The 18,498-nt window shown below is 70.2% G+C and carries 22 protein-coding genes, 1 tRNA gene and 1 pseudogene; 13 read left to right on the top strand and 11 right to left on the bottom strand.

Going from position 1 to position 18,498, the window contains the following annotated elements:
- Window positions 1–178: 178 nt before the first annotated feature.
- Window positions 179–646 (bottom strand): hypothetical protein, encoded by a 468-nt coding sequence (locus AB0F15_RS20400; protein WP_360272237.1) that lies wholly within the window; start codon window positions 644–646, stop codon window positions 179–181.
- Window positions 647–971: 325 nt separating this feature from the next.
- Between AB0F15_RS20400 and AB0F15_RS20395 the strand changes: the two genes are divergently transcribed.
- Window positions 972–1,265: a hypothetical protein gene (locus AB0F15_RS20395; protein ID WP_360272234.1), complete on the top strand. Its 294-nt coding sequence runs from the start codon at window positions 972–974 to the stop codon at window positions 1,263–1,265.
- A 179-nt stretch (window positions 1,266–1,444) separates the two neighbouring features.
- On the opposite strand, the gene AB0F15_RS20390 is transcribed toward AB0F15_RS20395, so the two are convergent.
- Window positions 1,445–1,771 carry a tetratricopeptide repeat protein gene (locus AB0F15_RS20390; RefSeq protein WP_360272232.1) on the bottom strand — a complete coding sequence of 109 codons (327 nt, stop codon included), beginning with the start codon at window positions 1,769–1,771 and terminating at the stop codon, window positions 1,445–1,447.
- A gap of 306 nt (window positions 1,772–2,077) precedes the next feature.
- Between AB0F15_RS20390 and AB0F15_RS20385 the strand changes: the two genes are divergently transcribed.
- Genes AB0F15_RS20385 through AB0F15_RS20370 form a run of 4 tightly spaced genes read left to right on the top strand, consistent with a single transcriptional unit; the run spans window position 2,078 to window position 3,439 of the window.
- Window positions 2,078–2,323: a hypothetical protein gene (locus tag AB0F15_RS20385; RefSeq protein WP_360272229.1), complete on the top strand. Its 246-nt coding sequence runs from the start codon at window positions 2,078–2,080 to the stop codon at window positions 2,321–2,323.
- Between the two features lie 51 nt (window positions 2,324–2,374).
- Window positions 2,375–2,734, top strand: coding sequence for a hypothetical protein (locus AB0F15_RS20380; protein WP_360272227.1), 360 nt, complete (start codon window positions 2,375–2,377; stop codon window positions 2,732–2,734).
- Window positions 2,628–2,984: a hypothetical protein gene (locus AB0F15_RS20375; RefSeq protein ID WP_360272391.1), complete on the top strand. Its 357-nt coding sequence runs from the start codon at window positions 2,628–2,630 to the stop codon at window positions 2,982–2,984. The genes AB0F15_RS20380 and AB0F15_RS20375 overlap by 107 nt, the downstream gene beginning before the upstream one ends.
- Window positions 2,918–3,439 carry a tyrosine-type recombinase/integrase gene (locus AB0F15_RS20370; protein WP_360272385.1) on the top strand — a complete coding sequence of 174 codons (522 nt, stop codon included), beginning with the start codon at window positions 2,918–2,920 and terminating at the stop codon, window positions 3,437–3,439. Before AB0F15_RS20375 ends, AB0F15_RS20370 begins: the two co-directional genes overlap by 67 nt.
- 89 nt (window positions 3,440–3,528) lie before the next feature.
- On the opposite strand, the gene AB0F15_RS20365 is transcribed toward AB0F15_RS20370, so the two are convergent.
- The 3 genes from AB0F15_RS20365 to AB0F15_RS20355 form a co-directional block, all read right to left on the bottom strand.
- Window positions 3,529–3,616 (bottom strand) — tRNA-Ser (locus tag AB0F15_RS20365).
- 87 nt (window positions 3,617–3,703) lie between these two features.
- On the bottom strand, window positions 3,704–4,132 hold the full coding sequence (locus AB0F15_RS20360) for a nucleoside deaminase (protein WP_360272224.1): 429 nt from the start codon (window positions 4,130–4,132) through the stop codon (window positions 3,704–3,706).
- 23 nt (window positions 4,133–4,155) lie between these two features.
- Window positions 4,156–4,638, bottom strand: a complete 483-nt coding sequence (locus AB0F15_RS20355) for a tRNA adenosine deaminase-associated protein (RefSeq protein WP_360272221.1) — start codon at window positions 4,636–4,638, stop codon at window positions 4,156–4,158.
- Window positions 4,639–4,715: 77 nt separating this feature from the next.
- Here AB0F15_RS20355 and AB0F15_RS20350 point away from each other — a divergent pair, with 77 nt between their 5' ends.
- Entirely contained in the window at window positions 4,716–5,981 is a 1,266-nt protein-coding gene (locus tag AB0F15_RS20350; protein WP_360272219.1) for a M20 family metallopeptidase, read from the top strand.
- Here AB0F15_RS20350 and AB0F15_RS20345 read toward each other — a convergent pair.
- Window positions 5,942–7,888, bottom strand: a complete 1,947-nt coding sequence (locus AB0F15_RS20345) for a phosphocholine-specific phospholipase C (RefSeq protein WP_360272216.1) — start codon at window positions 7,886–7,888, stop codon at window positions 5,942–5,944. The two genes, AB0F15_RS20350 and AB0F15_RS20345, sit on opposite strands and share 40 nt — an antisense overlap.
- An 80-nt stretch (window positions 7,889–7,968) precedes the next feature.
- Here AB0F15_RS20345 and AB0F15_RS20340 point away from each other — a divergent pair, with 80 nt between their 5' ends.
- The 3 genes and pseudogenes from AB0F15_RS20340 to thrS all read left to right on the top strand — a co-directional run.
- Entirely contained in the window at window positions 7,969–8,346 is a 378-nt protein-coding gene (locus AB0F15_RS20340; RefSeq protein ID WP_360272213.1) for a VOC family protein, read from the top strand.
- A gap of 25 nt (window positions 8,347–8,371) precedes the next feature.
- The gene (locus tag AB0F15_RS20335; RefSeq protein WP_360272210.1) at window positions 8,372–8,839 is read left to right on the top strand and encodes a heme-degrading domain-containing protein; all 468 of its coding nucleotides are present in this window, start codon (window positions 8,372–8,374) and stop codon (window positions 8,837–8,839) included.
- Between the two features lie 156 nt (window positions 8,840–8,995).
- Window positions 8,996–10,177 (top strand): annotated as a pseudogene (gene thrS, locus AB0F15_RS20330) (threonine--tRNA ligase); the annotation flags it as partial.
- Here thrS and AB0F15_RS20325 read toward each other — a convergent pair.
- The 5 genes from AB0F15_RS20325 to AB0F15_RS20305 all read right to left on the bottom strand — a co-directional run bounded on the left by AB0F15_RS20325 (window position 10,164) and on the right by AB0F15_RS20305 (window position 15,115).
- Window positions 10,164–11,006, bottom strand: coding sequence for a MerR family transcriptional regulator (locus AB0F15_RS20325; protein WP_360272206.1), 843 nt, complete (start codon window positions 11,004–11,006; stop codon window positions 10,164–10,166). The pseudogene thrS and the gene AB0F15_RS20325 overlap by 14 nt on opposite strands.
- Before the next feature lie 110 nt (window positions 11,007–11,116).
- Entirely contained in the window at window positions 11,117–11,944 is an 828-nt protein-coding gene (locus AB0F15_RS20320; protein WP_360272203.1) for an ABC transporter permease subunit, read from the bottom strand.
- Window positions 11,941–12,846, bottom strand: a complete 906-nt coding sequence (locus AB0F15_RS20315) for a sugar ABC transporter permease (protein WP_360272201.1) — start codon at window positions 12,844–12,846, stop codon at window positions 11,941–11,943. The genes AB0F15_RS20320 and AB0F15_RS20315 overlap by 4 nt, the downstream gene beginning before the upstream one ends.
- Window positions 12,843–13,892 carry an ABC transporter ATP-binding protein gene (locus AB0F15_RS20310; protein ID WP_360272198.1) on the bottom strand — a complete coding sequence of 350 codons (1,050 nt, stop codon included), beginning with the start codon at window positions 13,890–13,892 and terminating at the stop codon, window positions 12,843–12,845. Before AB0F15_RS20310 ends, AB0F15_RS20315 begins: the two co-directional genes overlap by 4 nt.
- The gene (locus AB0F15_RS20305; protein WP_360272196.1) at window positions 13,889–15,115 is read right to left on the bottom strand and encodes an extracellular solute-binding protein; all 1,227 of its coding nucleotides are present in this window, start codon (window positions 15,113–15,115) and stop codon (window positions 13,889–13,891) included. The genes AB0F15_RS20310 and AB0F15_RS20305 overlap by 4 nt, the downstream gene beginning before the upstream one ends.
- Window positions 15,116–15,177: 62 nt before the next feature.
- Here AB0F15_RS20305 and AB0F15_RS20300 point away from each other — a divergent pair, with 62 nt between their 5' ends.
- From AB0F15_RS20300 to AB0F15_RS20285, 4 genes are all read left to right on the top strand, one after another.
- Window positions 15,178–15,882: a GntR family transcriptional regulator gene (locus AB0F15_RS20300; RefSeq protein WP_360272382.1), complete on the top strand. Its 705-nt coding sequence runs from the start codon at window positions 15,178–15,180 to the stop codon at window positions 15,880–15,882.
- Window positions 15,879–16,784 carry a dihydrodipicolinate synthase family protein gene (locus tag AB0F15_RS20295; protein ID WP_360272193.1) on the top strand — a complete coding sequence of 302 codons (906 nt, stop codon included), beginning with the start codon at window positions 15,879–15,881 and terminating at the stop codon, window positions 16,782–16,784. The genes AB0F15_RS20300 and AB0F15_RS20295 overlap by 4 nt, the downstream gene beginning before the upstream one ends.
- Before the next feature lie 466 nt (window positions 16,785–17,250).
- Window positions 17,251–18,282, top strand: coding sequence for an acyl-CoA desaturase (locus tag AB0F15_RS20290; protein WP_360272191.1), 1,032 nt, complete (start codon window positions 17,251–17,253; stop codon window positions 18,280–18,282).
- Window positions 18,279–18,458 (top strand): RGCVC family protein, encoded by a 180-nt coding sequence (locus AB0F15_RS20285; protein ID WP_360272188.1) that lies wholly within the window; start codon window positions 18,279–18,281, stop codon window positions 18,456–18,458. The genes AB0F15_RS20290 and AB0F15_RS20285 overlap by 4 nt, the downstream gene beginning before the upstream one ends.
- Window positions 18,459–18,498 lie beyond the last annotated feature (40 nt).

The raw sequence follows: 18,498 nt of genomic DNA, 5'->3' as shown, positions 1-18,498 counted from the left end.
TCCCGTGAGTGCGTGGAACTGTGGTGGCGGCGTCAGGTCCGCAGCTTCCGCTGCCGGTTCAGTCCGGGCTGTGCTTCGACATCGCCCAACGCGGGCACCACCAGCGGCACCGGGATCGTCGGTGCGGGGTGGGTGCGAGGTGGCCGACCGCGCGACATCCGGCTGGGGCGCGGGCTCTTCAACGGTCGGGAACCCCGACCGCTGATCGGAGTAGCTCGTGTTGTCGATGTGCAGGTACATCACGTACGTCCGGGTGGTGGCGTTGTAGATGACCTTGGGCCGTTCCGCGATGCGGGTTCGGTCTGAGGTCGCCACTGGCCTGTTTCGCCAGCACGATCCCCTGGTGGGTCCAGTTCGCCAGATCGGTCGAGGTGTAGCAGGGGATGTCCCGGAAGGCGGTGTTCGCCGTCGTCTGGCCGGCCTTGTCCTCACCGAAGCCGTACCAGGTGGTGCCGACCTGGACGATGCCGAGGCCGTGCAACTGCAGCGCGCGACCGGCGGTGTCCGTACGCCGGGCTCCGAGGGTGAAGGTGCTCGCCGCCGCGTGGGGCCGCGCCGCCGGCACCAGCACCCCGGCCAGGACGACGAGCAGGGCGAGCGGCCGGTTCGCCTGGCACCTCGGAACCTGGTGCGGTGAGCTGGACATCGGTGCCCTCTCCACGGGAGCAGTCGGCGTCGAACCGGTTCGCTCGATGGGTTCGCCAGGATGGTACGAACCCGGTCGGCGGCAGGTCAACGACGTCTTGCGCCCGACGGCGGCAGGTGATCATCCGCCGGACGTCGCCGCGGCCCGGGGATCGCCATGGATACCTTGTGCCGTCTCGATATCGGCGAGCGTGACCGAGCCGATCCGGCATCCACTCCCCGACGGCGAGACCCGCGCGGGACGTGAAACTTACGCCGCAACCGAGCAGGCCGTCGAATCGGATCGAAGAGGGTCGGTCACTGGTTGCGCAGCACGATCTCCACTCGTGCGCCACTTCCTCCGTCAGTGGGTCTGCGGCTCGAACGCCTTCAGCTTGCCTGCGCTGGTGCTGCGCCCGACCGACAAGCAGACCGTCGAGCGGACGTTCGGCGCGATCCGGTCGCTGCTGTTCGAGGCGCTACCCGGCTACACCGGCGTCGACGTCTACGACCGCGGCGCCGATCCCGAGGCCGACGCGACTCACGGTCGAGGCGATGGCGAGCCTGATCGCGACCTGGACCGTCGGAGTGTGGCAGAACCGGCGCCTCGGCGAGCACTCCCCGGCTTGGGACCCGGGTGAGGTCCACAGCCCCGAACATGGGACTTAAGTAGCGTCCGTCGTCCGGAGCAAGCGCGATGCCTTCTGGTGAGTGCAGCGAGCATGCTGGGTCTCCGGTTGGCCGGGTCGTCGTGACTGCAGATCGACAGGGGAGACGTCTGCGTGGCCCGGTGATCCTTTCCTCAATGACCGGCGCGTGGTTACGGGGCGGGGGCCTTGAGGCGTTCGAGTCCCTGAGTGGCGAACGGGTTGTCCGGCTGCTTCGTCACGACCTCGTTCCAGTGGCGGCGCGCTTCTTCGGTGTCGCCCAATTCGAAGTTGGCCAGCGCGAGGGCATTGCGGGCTTCGACGTCGAGCGGGCACCAGTGAACGACCGCGGCGAACAGGTCACGCGCGCGGGCGAGCCGTCCGGCGCGGGCTTCGGCGAGACCGCGGTTGAACAGGTATGCCGGGTACGCGGCCAGGCGGGCGTGGTTGGACAACGGGGTGTCACATCCGGCGCACACTTCGGCCCTGGCCGCGTTCATCGTTTCGCAGCCGGATATCGGACATCTGACGGCCGTTGGTGGTTCCGGGGCGTCAGCGGCGGGCGCCTGGCCCCCCGCCGTGTCCGTTGTGGGCAAGGCGGCCGCCGAGTCCACAGTGTCCGCATCGGGCTCCCGCGGTTGCCCTCCGAAGAGCGAATAGCTGTATACGACCAGTACAATAAACTTCTATACTGGCGAAATCGCCACCGTGCGAATCGGTCACCTCCGCAGGGTTCCAGCCGCGGCACTCGCGGCCTACGTCGACCAGCTCACTTCCGTCGCGAACGCAGCCTGAAGGGAACCTAAATGGCACGCAAAAAACGTCCTGAGGGCACCCGCGCCCCGAACGGCGCGAGCAGCATCTACCTCGGCAAGGACGGGAAGTGGCACGGCCGTGTCACGATGGGAATTAAGGATGACGGTAAACCGGACCGGCGACACGTCGAGCGGAAGACGGAAACGGAAATCATCGACGCGGTACGCGAGCTTGAGCGTCAGCGCGATTCCGGCCGCGTCCGGAAAGCGGGCCGGAGTCTGACCGTCGAGCAATGACTTACCCACTGGGTCGAGAATATCGCGGCACCAACGGTTCGCCTCACGACGATGGTCGGATACCGAGCGTCGGTGTACAAGCACCTCATTCCGAGCATGGGAGCGCACCGGCTCGACAAGTTGCAGCCTGAGCACCTGGAGGTGGCTTACCGGAAAAATTCTCCAAAAAGGACTCAAGCCGTCGACCGCGCACCTCGCACACCGGACCGTCCGAGCTGCGCTCAACGAAGCGGTACGGCGACGGCACATCGTCGAGAATCCCGCACGCATCGCGAAAGCGCCGCGTGTCGAAGAGGAAGAGATCGTGCCGTTCTCGCGCGACGAAGCGCGACGCCTGATCATGGCCGCCGGGGGGATCCGGAACGGCGCTCGGTTCATCGTGGCGCTGTCGCTCGGACTCCGCCGCGGTGAGTCGCTTGGTCTGAAGTGGTCCGACGTCACGATCACGTGGAAGCACGGGTGCGCGCGCGGTGAAGCCTGCCGTCGGAAGCTCACCGCCGTCGAGTGCCCGGCGCGGCGCGGCTCCGGCACGCTCACCATGCGCCGCTCGATCCAGCAACTGAACTGGCAGCACGGGTGCACGTCCGACAAGCCGTGCGGGCACGAGCACGGCGCGTACTGCCGGAGCGCTACGGCGGCGGCCTGGTCGTCGGCGAGGTGAAGTCGCGGGCCGGACGCCGCGTCATCAGCCTTCCCCGACCGGTGATCGAGGCCCTGGAGGCGCACCGCGTCCAGCAGGCCGAAGAGCGCGAGGCGGCGGCAGACCTCTGGGAGGAAGGGGACTGGGTGTTCGCCACGCCGATCGGCCGGCCGGCGCACCCGACGCCGGACAACCGAGCGTGGAAAGCGTTGCTGCGCTTGGCAGGTGTGCGCAACGCGAGGCTTCACGACGCGCGGCACACGGCCGCCACGGTGCTGCTTGAGCTCAGGGTGCCGCTGCCCGCCGTGATGGAGCTGATGGGCTGGTCCAACGCGGCCGTGGCCAAGCGGTACATGCACGTCAACACCGAGCTTGTGACGTCGGTGGCGGAGCAGGTGGGCGCCCACATGTGGGCCGATCCGGAGGACGAAGACGAGGAGGACGACGGCCCGGAAGGCGCGCTGGTGCCCGCCTGATCAGGGGGCATTTGAGACGGAAACTGAGACGGGACAGCAGAACGCCCGGCAACCCCATGAGGGTCGCCGGGCGTTTTGCCTGTTGAGAGCGGTGGCGGTGGGATTTGAACCCACGGACGGGGATTAGCCGTCACACGATTTCGAGTCGTGCTCCTTCGGCCGCTCGGACACGCCACCGCCAAGAACAATACCCGAGGGCCGATGCGGGTCTCACGAGGGGTCGGCTGCCCGCCCGTGAGGCGGCTGCGCCGGCCTTCTCGCGAATCAGCGACGCGTCGCGAAGTACGTCTCCAGGAGCCCGGCGCACTCGTCCACCAGGACGCCGCCGTGCACCTCCGGACGGTGGTTGAGCCGCTGGTCGCGCACGACGTCCCACAACGAGCCCACCGCGCCCGTCTTGGGCTCCCACGCGCCGAACACCAGCCGCGCGATGCGCGCCAGCACCAGCGCGCCCGCGCACATCGTGCACGGCTCCAGCGTCACCGCCAGCGTGCAGCCTTCGAGCCGCCAGCCGTCGCCCACGACCTTGGCGGCCGCGCGCAGCGCCAGCACCTCCGCGTGCGCCGTCGGGTCGCCCAGCTCGATGCGCGCGTTGCGGGCCGCGGCCAGTGGGACGCCGTCGGGGCCGAAGACCACCGCCCCGATCGGCACGTCCGTGCCGGGGGCGCGCGCTGCTTCCAGCGCCGCCTCCACGGCCTCGGTGTCGGACGGGCGTCTCAGAGCTCGTCCAGGAGCTTGGCGAACTCGGTGCCGAACCCGCACCGCTGCGCGACCATCTGCAGCTGCTCGTCCGGGTAGAGGTCGACCTCGCCGACGATGACCTCCAGTTCCGGCCCGGGCAGCCCGAGATCCGCCAGGATCTCCAGGTCGCCTTCGGGCCAGACGGAGTCGTCCTCCTCGTCCGGCGGATCGACACGCAGGACGTCGAGGACGTCCGCCGCGATGTCGTAGTCCAGCGCCGCCGCCGCGTCCGAGAGCAGCAACGACGGCCCCCGCGGGCTCGGCCGGACGATCACGAAGAACTCGTCGTCGACCGCCAGCAGCCCGAAGGACGCGCCGGTGGAGCGTAGTTTGCCCAGTTCCGTGATCGCCGCGTCGAGCTCGGTCAACGCCCCCGGGTCGAGCGCACTGCACCGCCACCGGCCCTCTTCCCGGACCACGGCCACCGCGAAGCCCGTGACCGGCTCATCCACCGCCATGCGCACACCGTATTCCGCCGCTCGATCCGGCGCACGCACGGTGCGCCCGAAGCGCCGCATGGGCCACTATCGGGAGCATGACCGGACCCACTGACCTGCCCACCTTGCCCGGCACCCCGTTCGCCGGCCTCCTCGACGACGCGCGGGCCCTGCAAGGCCGGACGGTCGCGCTCCGGCGCGCCGTGCACCGCAGGCCGGAACAGGGCCTCCAGCTGCCGCGCACGCAGGCGGCGATCAGGGAAGCCCTCGCCGACCTGCCGCTGGAGATCACCGAAGGCAAGTCCACGACGTCGCTGACGGCCGTCCTGCGCGGCGCGCGGCCGGGTCCGGCGGTGCTGCTGCGCGGCGACATGGACGCCCTGCCGCTGACTGAGGAGACCGGCGTCGACTTCGCGTCCGAGGACCCGGAGTCGATGCACGCGTGCGGGCACGACACGCACGTCGCGATGCTGGCCTCGGCGGCACGGCTGCTCGCGGGGCGCACGGACCAGCTGGCCGGCTCGGTCGTGTTCATGTTCCAGCCGGGTGAGGAGGGTCACCACGGCGCCCGGTTCATGATCCACGAGGGTGTCCTCGACGCGGCCGGGACGCGGGTCGAGCGCGCGTTCGGCGTGCACATCCTCGCCAACGCGCGCAGCGGCCTGCTGCAGCTGCGGCCCGGCCCGCTGATGGCGTCGGCGGACTCGTTCCACGTGCGCGTCACCGGCAAGGGTGGCCACGGCTCCTCGCCGCAGCACGCGATCGACCCCGTGCCGGCCGCCGCGGCCATGGTCGGGGCGCTGCACACGATGATCACGCGCCGGGTCAGCGTCTTCGACCCCGCGGTGCTCTCGGTGACCCGGATCCAGGCCGGCACGACGTCGAACATCATCCCCGAGACCGCCGAGCTCGAAGGCACGATCCGCACGCTGTCCGAGCACACGCGGGCCCTGGTCCGCACCGAGCTGCCCAAGGTGTGCGAGCAGGTCGGCGCGGCCTACGGCTGCCGCGTGGTCGCCGACGTCGAGCCGGGCTACCCGGTGACCGTCAACGACGACCGGGTCGCCGCCGAGGTGCTGCAGCTCGGCGCGGCCGTGCTCGGGCCCGGCAACGTCGAGCTGCTCGCCGACCCGCTGATGGGCGCCGAGGACTTTTCCTACGTCCTGCAACGCGTGCCCGGCGCCTACGCGTTCCTCGGCGCGTGCCCGCCCGGCGTCGACCCGGCCGAGGCGGCGGCGAACCACTCCAACCGCGTCGTCTTCGACGAGGACGCGATGCCGAGCGGGGTCGCGATGCTCGCCGCCTTCGCGCTGGACGCCCTGAGTCAGGGCCCGGTCCGCGACGGGCGGCCGTCTTCCAGGTGACCGGCGAAGCGGCGGCGCCACCCCGGCGTCTCGAACGTCACGTCGTACCAGCCGTTCTTCGCCGGGACCGGGAACTCGTGCGAGCCGCCCGGCGCGAGGGTGACGTCGTTCAGCGTGACCGGCGAGGGCCCGCTGTTGGTCACCGTCACCCGCAGTGCGGGCGTGCTGACGAACGTGACGGCGGCGTCGAGGCCCACACCGCCCGAAGCCTCGACGACGAAGCCGTTCGGACCGTGGATGGCGACGTCGTAGGTCCCGCCGTGCGGAACTTCCCCCGTCACCGAGCTGCCGGGGCCGACGTCGAAGCGCTGCGACGCCCCGCCCGCGTGGTAGGCGTACGCGGCCAGCTGCAGCGCCTGCGTCCCGTGGTTGGCCAGGTGCAGCTTGAGGACGGCCGGCTCGGCCGCGGCCCAGGCGACCGGCTGGTACGGCAGCGGGCGCGCCTTCGCCGTGCCCGGGTCCTGCACCAGCGCGTCCGGCCCCAGCCCGGGCTTGGGCAGCCGGGACTGCGTCCGGTCGGCTTGGGCGCGCAACGCGTCCGCGTCCGGCAGCAGCGGGATGGTCGTGTCGGGCGAGCGGAAGTCGAAACAGCTGGTCAGGTCGCCGCAGATGGCCCGGCGCCACGCCGAGATGTTCGGTTCACGCACGCCGGTCCACGTCTCCAGGAAGCGCAGCACCGACGTGTGGTCGAAGACCTGTGAGTTCACCCAGCCGCCGCGGCTCCACGGCGAAACGACCGTCATCGGCACGCGCGGGCCCAGCCCGATCGGAGCGGGCGGCCCGGACGGCCGTCCCTTCTCCGGCCGGTTCCCCGGCAGGTACTCGCCGGGCGTGCCGGGCGGCGGCGTCGGGGGGACGACGTGGTCGAAGAAGCCGTCGTTTTCGTCGTAGTTGATGAAGACGACGGTTGATTCCCACAGCTCCGGCCGGTCCCACAACGCTTTCAGCATGCGCTGGAGGTAAGCGGCGCCGTCGACCGGCCGCGCGGCGGGGTGCTCGCAGTAGCCGTACGGGGCCACGACCCACGAGACCGCGGGCAGTGTTCCCGCCGCGCAGTCGGCGATGAACTCGGCCAGCACGTGGTCGAGGTTCTTCCCCTGGCCCGAATCGGGCTTGAGCTTCTTGCGCAGGTTGGCGCGGTCGGCCAGCCGCCGTTTCACCGGATCCATCGAGTACAGGGCGTCGTGGAAGTTCTGGAACAGCCAGAGCGGGTTGTCGCCGTAGTCGCCGACGAAGTGCTCGGGAACGCCGCGCTCTTCGTCGTTCGCGTAGATCCGCCACGAGACACCCGCCGCCTCCAGCCGCTCCGGGTACGTCGTCCAGCGGAAGGAAGGCTCGTAGTCGGGCGCGTTGTGCGTCGCGGGACCGCCGGCGATGCCGTCCGGGTCGATCGTGCCGGTCCAGTGGTAGAGCCGGTTGGGGTGCGTCGGGCCCTGGATCGAGCAGAAGTAGTTGTCGCACAGGGTGAAGGCGCTCGCCAGCGCGCGCTGGAACGGGATGTCCTCCCGCGTGAAGTACCCCATCGTCATGGGGCTCTTCGCCGCGATCCAGCGGTCGTACGCGCCACCGTTCCACGCTCGGTGCGTGCTGTTCCAGTCGTGCGGCAGCTCGCCGAGGTCCTGACCGTCCACAAGCGACGTGTCGATCCGGAACGGGAGCACCGGACCGCCGTTCGCGCGTTGACGGAAGACGTCGCGCAGCGCCGCGCGGTCACCGAAGCCGCGTACGCCCGCCATGGTGCCGTAGTAGTGGTCGAACGACCGGTTCTCCTGCATCAGCACGACGACGTGGCGGACGTCGTCGACCGTGCCCTTCCGCGGCACCGGAGCGCACGCCACGGGCAGCGCGCCGGCGACGGTCGCCGCGGCCGCGCCGCCGAGCACCGTGCGGCGCCGGATCCGGCCCATGCCCACCTCCTCCCCGCAGCTTCCCCACGCCGGCACCCCGGCACAAGGAGTACCTTCGCCGCCGAGAGAGGTGGTTCCCCATGCTCGACTCCGCGGATCTGGTCGCCTTCGCACCCTCGACCGACCTGGAGCGCTCACGCGCCTTCTACACGGACGTCGCCGGGCTCGAGTTCATCGAGCAGACCCCCTTCGCGTGCGTGTTCCGCAGTGGCGCGACCATGCTGCGCGTCACCGCCGTCGCCGAATTCACGCCACAGCCGTTCACGGTGCTCGGCTGGGCGGTCGCCGACATCCGGGTGGCGGTGACCGGGCTGCGTGGCCGTGGCGTCGAGTTCCTCACGTTCGACACGCTGCCACAGGACACCGACAAAATCTGGACCACGCCCGGCGGGCGGATCGCGTGGTTCCGCGATCCGGACGGCAACGTGCTGTCACTGACCGAGTTCACTGGTAATTAAACAACGCTGTTGATTTAATAGCCCCATGACCGAAGCCGACCGCCTCGCGCAGCTCGCCGACCAGGAGGAACGCCTCCAGTTCACGAAGTTCGACAACGAGACGGCCCTCGCCCTCGGCCGGCAGATGCTGGACGCCGCCCGGGAACGGGGGCTGCCGGTGACGATCTCGATCCGGCGCAACGGCCAGCGGCTCTTCCACGCCGCGCTGCCCGGGACCTCGGCCGACAACGACGCCTGGATCGACCGCAAGAGCCGCGTCGTCGACCGCTACGGGCACAGCTCCTTCTTCGTCGGGACGCAGTTCCGGGCGAAGGGCGGCTCGTTCGAGGAGCACTCCCGCCTCGATCTGGACCGCTACGCGGCGCACGGCGGCGTGTTCCCGGTGCTGGTGCGCGGGGTCGGGCCGGTCGGCACGGTCGGCGTGTCCGGGCTCCCGCAGGCCGACGACCACGCGTTCGTCGTCGAGCAGCTGGAGCTGTTCCTGAACTCCTGAAAATCCGTAGCGGCGCCCGCTAACCTCGATTCCATGAAGCGCGCTGCACAGACGACGCCGGAGAGTGTCCCGGCGCGCTGAACGATGTTCCAGCCCGGGGCGGGTGCCCCGGGCTTCGTCTTGTGGTGACCCGCCTCGCCGTCCACGAGGGAGTCCACCATGCACGACCACCGCAAGCTCGGCCGCGAACTCGGCCTGTTCGGCACCGACCCGCTGATCGGCTCCGGCCTGCCCTACTGGCTGCCCGACGGCGCGCTCGTCCGCCACGGCCTGGAGGAGTACGTCCGCGACCTCGAACGGCGCGCGGGGTACCGGCACGTGCATTCGCCGGTGCTGGGCAAACGCGAGCTGTACGAGCTCTCGGGGCACTGGGCGCACTACCGGGACGACATGTTCCCGCCCATGGACGTCGGCGGCGAGCAGCTCGTGCTGCGGCCCAGCCTGTGCCCGCACCACGCGCTGATCTACCGTTCGCGCGGCCGCAGCTACCGCGAACTGCCGCTGCGGATCGCCGAGCTCGGCGGGATGTACCGGGCCGAACTCTCCGGTGTGCTCGGCGGGCTGAACCGGGTGCGCGCCATCCAGCTCAACGACGCGCACATCTTCTGCACCCTCGACCAGGTCGAAGACGAGGCCGTCGCCGCACTGGCCCTGATCCGGCGAGCCTACGACGCGCTGGGCATCAGCGCGTCGCGTTACCGCCTGTCCCTGCCCGGCGACGGCGGGAAGTACGTCGCCGGGGAGTGGGACCGCGCCGCGGGCATCCTGCGTTCGGTCCTCGACCGCAGCGGGCTCGCCTACGACGCCGTCGAGGGCGAAGCCGCGTTCTACGGACCCAAGATCGACGTCCAGATCGCCGACGGCGCGGGTCGTGAATCGACCCTGTCCACCGTCCAGGTCGACTTCCACCACCCCGCGCGGTTCGGCCTCGAGTACGTCGGCGCCGACGCGGCGAAGCACCGGCCGGTCATGGTGCACCGAAGCATCATCGGCAGCGCCGAGCGCGCCGTGGCCCAGCTGGTCGAGGTCCACGGCGGCGCGTTCCCGGCCTGGCTGGCGCCGGTGCAGCTCCGGCTGCTGCCGGTGTCGCCGTCGGAACGTCCGTACGCGCGGGAAATCCTGGACCGGTGCGGCGATCTGCGCGCGGAGATCGCGTCGGACGGCAGCCTCGGCGCGCGGATCCGGGACGGACGGCTGGTCCCGTACCAGGCCGTGCTCGGCCCGCAGGAGGTCGCCGCGGGGCAGCTCTCCGTGCGGCTGCGCGACGGAAGCCGGCTCGACCCCGCCCCGGCGGACGTCGTCCTGGCGCGGATCGGTGCGGCGGTCAGGAAGCCGTAGCCGCGGTCAGCCAGTCGAGCGCGGGCGTCAGGCTCTCCGGCGGGGCCCAGCCGTTGATCACCGCGAGCAGTTCCAGGTACCGCTCGCGGCGGGGATCGTGGACGGCACCGAGCCAGGCCCGCAGCTCGCCGGGGTCGCGGCCGAGGCCGTCGACGATCGCCGCGGCCTGCGGCGAGCCGGGAGCGATCCCGGCCGCCAAGGCCGGCGTGACGGCGTCGCGCACCTCGGCGGCCAGGTCCCGGCGGAGACCACCTTCGTGCTGGTCCGCGAGGCGGCGGAGGGCGGCGCGGAAGCCGGTGTCCTGGGTCAGCTCGGCCAGTTCGATCCAGGCGTCGAGCTGGCCGGGGCTCGGGTCGGCGGGCAGTTCCGGGGTCAGCGTGCGGGCGAGCCCGGCGAGGGCGGGGCGGTCACCCAGTGCTTCGGCGAGGAAGTCGCCGACCAGGCGACGGCGTTCCTCTTCGGACAGTCGGGCCAGCTGGTGCACGAGTCTCGTCTCCTCGGTGGTCGAGCCGCGAGCGGCGATGGCCGTCAACACCGCTTTCCGCAGCCCCAGCACGCGGATCTCCACGGCCAGAGCCTCGGCGTGCCTCGCCGCGATGTCGGCGACGGTCGCTTCGCCGTCGAGGATCCGGCGGATCGAGGCGAGGCCGAGACCCAGCTCGCGGAGGGTCCGGACGAGGTCGAGCCGGGCGAGCGCGGCGTCGTCGTACTGGCGGTGACCTGCGGCGTTGCGGCCGGACGGTGGCACGAGGCCGCGGTCGGAGTAGAACCGGACGGCCTTGATCGTCAACCCGGTCCGGCGGGCCAGGTCGCCGATCGAATAGCGCATGCCGTCAGCGTGACACCTCCCCACGGGGGAGGGGCAAGGGTCGATTCGCCCGATCGTGTCGATCAGGTGTTCGACGTTTCGCGGTATTGTCGATCACATGAGCGAACGGACTAGGTCTCCTCCCGGATCCGGGTGACCAGCTGGGTCGGGTTCACGAACCGCAGCGCGACGAGAAGGAGCACGATCATGGACGCGGTGTAGATGGTCGCCATGGCGTCGACCGACTGGTTGGCGCGGATGCCCGCGGCGAACACGGAGTTGTACAGCGCCACCACGAGGGTCGTCGAGTCCGGGCCGGCGGTGAGGAACGTCAGCTCGAACATGCCCACCGTGCGCACCAGCACCAGGATCGACGCGGCCAGGATGCCCGGCAGCAGCAGCGGGCCCAGGATCCGGGTGAACACCGAGACGGTTCGCGCGCCGGACATGCGGGCCGCGGCTTCGATCTTCGGGTCGATCTGCTCGATGAACGGCGTCATCGTCAGCACCACGAACGGCACGGAGGGCACCAGGTTGGCCAGGATGACGCCGGTGATCGTGCCGGCCAGGTGGAACTTGTACAGCACGGTGGCCAGCGGGATGCCGTAGGTGATGGGAGGGATCAGGATCGGCAGCACGAACAGCAGCATCACCAGGCGCTTGCCGGGGAACGAGCGGCGGGCCAGCGCGTAGGCGGCCGGGACGCCGACCGCCACCGACACGGCGATCACCACCAGCGCGACGATCGCCGTCGTGAGGAGGACGTCCGGCAGACCGAACTCGCGCCACGCGTCGGCGTACCAGTGGGTGGTGAAGCCGTCCGGGAGCCAGCTGCCGAACCACTGGGTGCCGAACGAGTCGACGACCACCGAGAGCACCACGCCGGCGAGGTTGACGAAGAAGAAGACCACCACGGCCCAGACGACCCAACGTCCGGGACGCGCGACCCAGCCGGTCATCCCTTGCCTCCGGTCGCTCCGCGGTACAGCGTGCCGCGCCACGCCATGACCAGGCCGATCACGATCAGCATGACCACCGCCATGAGCATCGCGACGGCCGAACCCATCGAGTAGTCGTACTCCTCGAACGCGGCGTGGTAGGCCGCGATCGAGATGACACGGGTCTCGTTCGCCGGGTCGCCGACGAGCTGGGCCGAGGGGAACACCGAGAACGCCATCACGAACGAAAGGCAGAAGGTGATCGCCAAGCCGGGCGCCAGCAGGGGCAGCGTGATCCGCCGGAAGCGCTGGACGCCGTTCGCGCCGAGCGTCGCGGCCGCCTTCTCCAGGGAGGGGTCGATGCCCGAGAGGTAGGACAACGTCAGCAGGAAGGAGAACGGGAAGCCGGTGATCACCAGGGACAGCAGCACGCCGGTGTAGTTGTGGATCAGCGGCAACGGCTGGTCGGTGACGCCGAGGACGGTGAGCACCTTGTTCAGCCAGCCCGCCGGTCCGCCGTACATGATCAGGCCCTGCGCGGTGAGGACCGTGCCGAGCGTGATCGGCACGACCAGGATCGTCGTCAGGAGGCGTTTGCCGCGGACGCGGCCGCGCATCACGTAGGCGATCGGGATGCTGGCGAGGACGTTGACGAAGGTCGCGGGCAACGCGATGCCCAGCGTCGTCCAGATGGTGTTGCGCAGGTACGGGTCGCCGAAGAACCGCGCGTAGTTCGCGAAGACCCCGCCCTTGCGCGGCGCGAACGACAACTGGAGGCCGTAGAGGAAGGGGTACAGGAACAGGCAGGCCGTGACCAGCAGGCCAGGCACCAGGAGCAGCAGGGTGCGGTCGATGCCGCGTTCGGCCAGGCGGTGCCGTAGCGCGGGGCGGGCGGTCGTCGCAGCGGCGGTCGAGGCGGTCACGGCGCGAACACCAGGACCCGCTCGGCCGGGACGGCGATCTTCACGGTGTCGCCGGAGGCGAGGCGTTTGTCGGTCCGGAAGTAGACCGGCACCCCGGTCGCCAGCCGGGCCGAGACCGACAGCTCGCGGCCGTGGTACTCGACGATCTCGACCGTGACGTCGAGTGCGTTCTCCGTACCGTCGCCGACGACGAAGTCCTCGGGGCGGATGGCCACCTTCGCCGGGCCTTCGGTGAGCGAGCCGCGGTTCGCGCCGGTCAGCCGGATGCCGTCGCCCTCGACGGTGGCCGAGGAACGCGCGGCGCCGGTGACCGTCAGGTCGAGGAGGTTGCGGTAGCCCATGAACGACGCGACGTAGCTGTTCACCGGCTGGGCGTAGACCTCCTCGGGGGTGCCGATCTGCTGGACCGCGCCCTCGCGCAGCACCACCAGGCGGTCGGCCAGTGACAGGGCCTCCTCCTGGTCGTGGGTGACGTACACCGTGGTCAGGCCGAGCGTCTGGTGGAGGCGGCGGATCTCCATCCGCATCTCCAGGCGGAGCTTGGCGTCCAGGTTGGACAGGGGTTCGTCCATCAGCACCACCGGCGGCTCCAGCACCACGGCGCGGGCGATGGCGACGCGCTGCTGCTGTCCCCCGGACAGCTGGGCGGGGAACTTCGCCGCGTGCTCGGTGAGCTGGACGAGCCGGAGGGCCTCGTCGACGCGCCGGCGGGCCTCGGCGCGGCCGACCTTGCGCATCTTGAGGCCGAACCCGACGTTGGCGCGGACGGACATGTGCGGGAACAACGCGTAGTTCTGGAAGACCATCCCGAACCCGCGCTGCTCCGGCGGCTGCCCGTCGATCCGGGTGTCGTCGAGCCAGATGCTGCCCGCGGTGAGGGGCAGCAGGCCGGCCAGGCAGTTCAGCGCGGTCGACTTGCCGCAGCCGGACGGGCCGAGCAGGGCCACGAACTCGCCGCGGGCGATGGCCAGGTCGAGGCCGCGCAGGGCGTTCGCGGTGCCGAAGCTGCGCGAAACGCCGTCCAGCCGCAGTTGCTCGAACTTCACTTCTTGCCGACCTTCGAGCCGCCGACCAGCTGGTTCCACTTGTCGAACGCCTTGACCTGCTGCTCGGCGGGCAGCGAGGTCTCCTTGGGGTACTGCGCGATCCACTGCTCGTACTCCGGGCGGCCGAACTGCTGGATCGTGGCCTGGCTCTTCTGCGGTGCCATCTGGAGGGTGACGTCCTTGACCGCCGGGCCGGGGTAGAAATAGCCGTCGTCGTAGGCGATCGCCTGCTGGTCCGGCTTGAGCATCCACGCGATCAGCTGCAGGATCGCCGACTCCTGATCGGGCGAAAGGCCCTTCGGGATCAGGGCGTATTGGGCGTCGGTGACCCAGTGCATCGGCTGCATCATCGCGGTCTTCACCGTGTTGGGCACCGTGCCGAGCTTGCGCGGGTTGAGGTCCCAGCCGGTCATCGACGTGACCATGTCCACCGCACCCGACGCGAGGTTCTTCATCGTCTCCGTGGTGCCCGACGGGTAGTACTTGACGTACTGGCCGAGCTCCTGCAAGAACGCCCAGGTCTTGTCCCAGCCCTTGTCCGGGTCCTTGGGGTCCTTGTCGCCGAGCAGGTACGGCAGGCCCATCAGGAAGGTGCGACCCGGGCCGGAGTTCGACGGCTGGGCGTACTGGAACTTCTCCGGGTGCGCCTTCGCCCAGTCGAGCAGCTGCTGCGGGGACGCCGGGGCGGCGGCCACGGCGCCCGGGTTGTACTCCAGCAGCGGGCCGGCCGGGGAGTAGACGAGCTCGACGCCGTAGCCGTTGGCCAGCTCCTGCATCTTCGCCGCGGGTTCCTGGTAGTTCTGCATCAGGTTCGGGAACCGGCCGGCGAAGTCCGGGAAGACCTTGGCCAGCGTGCCGTTCGCGATGCCGGCGGAGAGGCCGTCGGTGCCGCTGAGGACCAGGTGGGTCTGGGCGACGCCGCCGTCCTGCTCGGCCTTCAGCTTGCCCGCCATGCTCGGCGCGGGCGCCGTCGAATAGGTGACCTTCGAGAGCACTTCCGGGTGGGCGGCCTTGAAGTTCTCGATCATCTGCTTGGTGAGCTGCAGGTTGCCGGCGACGTCGAGGATGTTCAGCTCGACCGGCTTGCTCGGTTTGTCCGGCACGGCCTGGGGATCCGCCGCTTGACCGCCGTCGCCGCCGGGGGCACCGCACGCCGTCAGACCGGCGGCGAGACTCACCGCCAGCAGCACTCGTCGGAATCGGAAGCCGGTGCAACGCCGCATGGCTGCTCCCTAGGTCCGTGATAATGTTGTATGTCGCATCGTATATCAGATCGGACATGCCAGTGGCGAGCACTTCTTCGGCCCGGAGGCCGCCGCCGCCCGTTTCACGGACGGATTTCGTCCGTGACGCGATCAAGGAAGCGATCTTGAGTGGCGAGTTCCGGCCGGGTGAAACGCTCGTCGAAGCCGAGGTCGGCGCCCTGCTCGGGGTGTCGAAGACGCCGGTGCGCGAGGCACTGCGGATCCTGGCCGGTTCCGGTTTGGTCACGATGAGCACGTACAAGGGGGCGGCGGTCCGGGTCATGGACGCCGAAAGCGCCTACGCGGTCTACGACCTGCGCGTGCTGCTCGAGCCCGAAGCCGTCCGGCGTGCTGTCGAGCGCGGTGCGGACTTCGGGGAAGCGCGGCAAGCGCTCGCCGGGGTCGAGACCGGCGCCGCGGCCGGCGACCGCGCGAAGGCCAGCCTGACCAACCGGCTGTTCCACCGGGCTCTCTACGCCGGGTGCGGGAACCCGCTGCTGGTCGAGGTCCTGGACGGGTTGCGGGACCAGGCCGCGCTGATCACCGTCACCGGCTGGGGCATCAGCCCGACCTGGCAGGGCGAAGCGGCCGAACACCGGGCGATCCTGAACGCCGCCGAGAGCGGCAACGCCCGGCAGACCGAACACCTGCTGCGCAAGCACATCACCGATTTCATCGACCGGGTCGCCTTCGGGTTGTCCGGCGAACGCACCACCGAGACCGGCGATTCGAAGGGGACCCGATGACGTTCGAGGAGCAGAAGCGGCGGCTGTCCGGGGTGGTGGCCATCCCGGTCACACCGTTCGACGCCGACGGCGCCGTCGACGGCCAGACGTACGCGAAGCTGGTGGACCGGCTGATCACCGGCGGCATCGAGGTCGTGACGCCGAACGGGAACACCGGCGAGTTCTACGCACTCGACGCGAGCGAAGCCCGGCAGTGCCTGGAGGTCACCGTCGAGGCCGCGGCCGGCCGAGCGAGCGTGCTCGCCGGGATCGGCCACGACGTCGCTTCGGCGACGCGGGCCGCCGCGCACGCGCGGGACGCCGGCGCCGACCTGATCATGATCCACCAGCCCGTGCACCCGTACATCTCCGGTGACGGCTGGGTCGACTACCACGCGGCGATCGCCGCCGCGGTGCCGGAACTGGGTGTCGTGCTCTACGTCCGCAACCCGGCGATCGCCGGCGAGCAGCTGCGCGCGCTCGGGGAGGTGGCGCCGAACGTCATCGGCGTCAAGTACGCGGTGCCGGACCCCGTGCGGTTCGGCTCGGTCGCGCGCGACGCCGGCTTCGACCGGTTCGTGTGGATCGCGGGACTGGCCGAGCTTTCGGCACCCGGCTACTTCGCCGTTGGTGCCACCGGTTTCACCTCCGGGCTGGTGAACGTCGACCCGGCGATTTCACTGGAAATGTTCCACGCACTGTCCACAGGGGACTATCCGGCGGCGATGACCGTCTGGGAGCGGATCCGGCGGTTCGAGGAACTTCGCGCCGCCAACGGGAACGCCAACAACGTCAGCGTGGTCAAGGACGCACTCGGCCGGCTCGGCCTGTGCCGCCCCGACGTCCGCCCGCCGAGCCGGCTGCTGACCGGAGCCGAGGGGGAGCAGATCACCGGGCTGCTCACCTCGTGGGGCCTCCTGTGACTGATGGCTCGTCGGCGGGCCGGGGCACGGTGACGCCGAACCCCGGCTCGTCGACGAGCCATCCATGACAGGGATCTCCCGGACGCGAACCGCGTAGTAGCAACCTGATCGGGCGCCCCGGGCGTCGCTCTGCGCGACTGCGGGCGGCTGCTCGCCGGTCGATCGGCCGGCACGGCTGCGAAACGAACGGGTTCACGAACCCGGGTTCAACTCCTGTCTCCGGCCAGGCGGACCGGCCGGACACTCTCGGGTGTGAGGCAGGTCACCGTCATCCCGATGTGGCTGACTGTACACCTCTTCGGTGGCCGGCGGGGAATTGCCATCGAGGGCCCCGGGTGGGACGCTGAGCGCATGCCGCGGAGCAAACCCGCGGCCAGGCACCAGTGCCCTTCTCCCGGATCGGACCGGCTCACGATCGCCGGAAGCCGTTGTTGGACAAGCATTCAAGCTGACCAGAACGGCGGACATGACTTCGCTTCAAGTTCCGGAAACTTCGCACGGCAGTGACTTCGCCGAGCTCTCGCGGCTCATCAAGGACGCGGGACTCCTGCGGCGCCGGCGCCGCTACTACGCCGTGCGGATGGGGCTCAACCTCGCCGCGTTCGGCGGCGGCTGGGTCGCCTTCGCCTTCCTCGGCGACTCGTGGTGGCAGCTGTTCCTCGCCGCGTTCTTCGCGATGGTGTTCGCGCAACTGGCGTTCATCGGCCACGACGCCGGGCACAAGCAGATCTTCAGCAGCCGCAAGGCCAATGACGCCACCGGATTGGTCCACGGTGGACTCACCGGGTTGAGCTACGGCTGGTGGATCGGCACGCACGCGCGCCACCACGCGAATCCCAACAACGAGGACGAGGACCCGGACGTCGACATCGCCGCACTCGCGTTCAGCAAGGCGCAGAGTTCGCAGAAGCGCGGTTTCCTGCGCTGGGTGGCGAAGTACCAGGCGTTCCTGTTCTTCCCGCTGCTCCTGCTCGAAGGCCTCAACCTGCACGTCTCGAGCGTCAAGGCGGTGTGGCGCAGGGACGTCCGCAAGCACAAGCTGGAGTCCGCGCTGCTGATCGCGCACCTGGTGGCCTACCTCGCCGCGGTGTTCGTCGTGCTGTCGCCGCTGACCGGGATCATCTTCATCCTGGTGCACCAGTTCCTGTGGGGGCTGTACATGGGCTGTTCGTTCGCGCCCAACCACAAGGGCATGGAAATGCTGTCGGCCGGGCACAAGCTGGACTTCCTGCGCAAGCAGGTGCTGACCTCGCGCAACGTCCGCGGCGGCCGGGTGACCGACTTCGCCCTCGGCGGGCTGAACTACCAGATCGAGCACCACCTGTTCCCGAGCATGGCCCGGCCGAACCTCAAGCACGCGCAGGTGATCGTGCGGGACTTCTGTGCCCGGCAAGAGATTTCCTACGCCGAATGCGGCTGGGGCCGCTCGTACGGTTACGTGCTTCAGCACCTCCACGCCGTGAGCGCACCCCTTCGAATGGCGAAGGTGGCAGTGTGACGGCCCCGGTGCCCGGCGCGGCGGAGGAACCCCGGTCCGGCACGCAGTGCCCGAGCTGCCCGCACCCGCTCGGCACGCACGACGCGATCGCGCGCCGCTACTGCGCCGCGACGACGACCGGGCAGGCGACCGACCGCGGCTGCGTGTGCAGCGCTGCGGCCGGCAAGACCCGCTGAGGCCGGCCAGGACGCGGCGGCCGGGGCACCCACTGCCCGG

The sequence above is a fragment of the Amycolatopsis sp. NPDC026612 genome (genome assembly GCF_040638285.1).
GTDB lineage: Bacteria > Actinomycetota > Actinomycetes > Mycobacteriales > Pseudonocardiaceae > Amycolatopsis.
The sequence above is the reverse complement of the archived record's forward strand: the minus strand, read 5'-3'. Positions and strand labels throughout refer to the sequence as shown.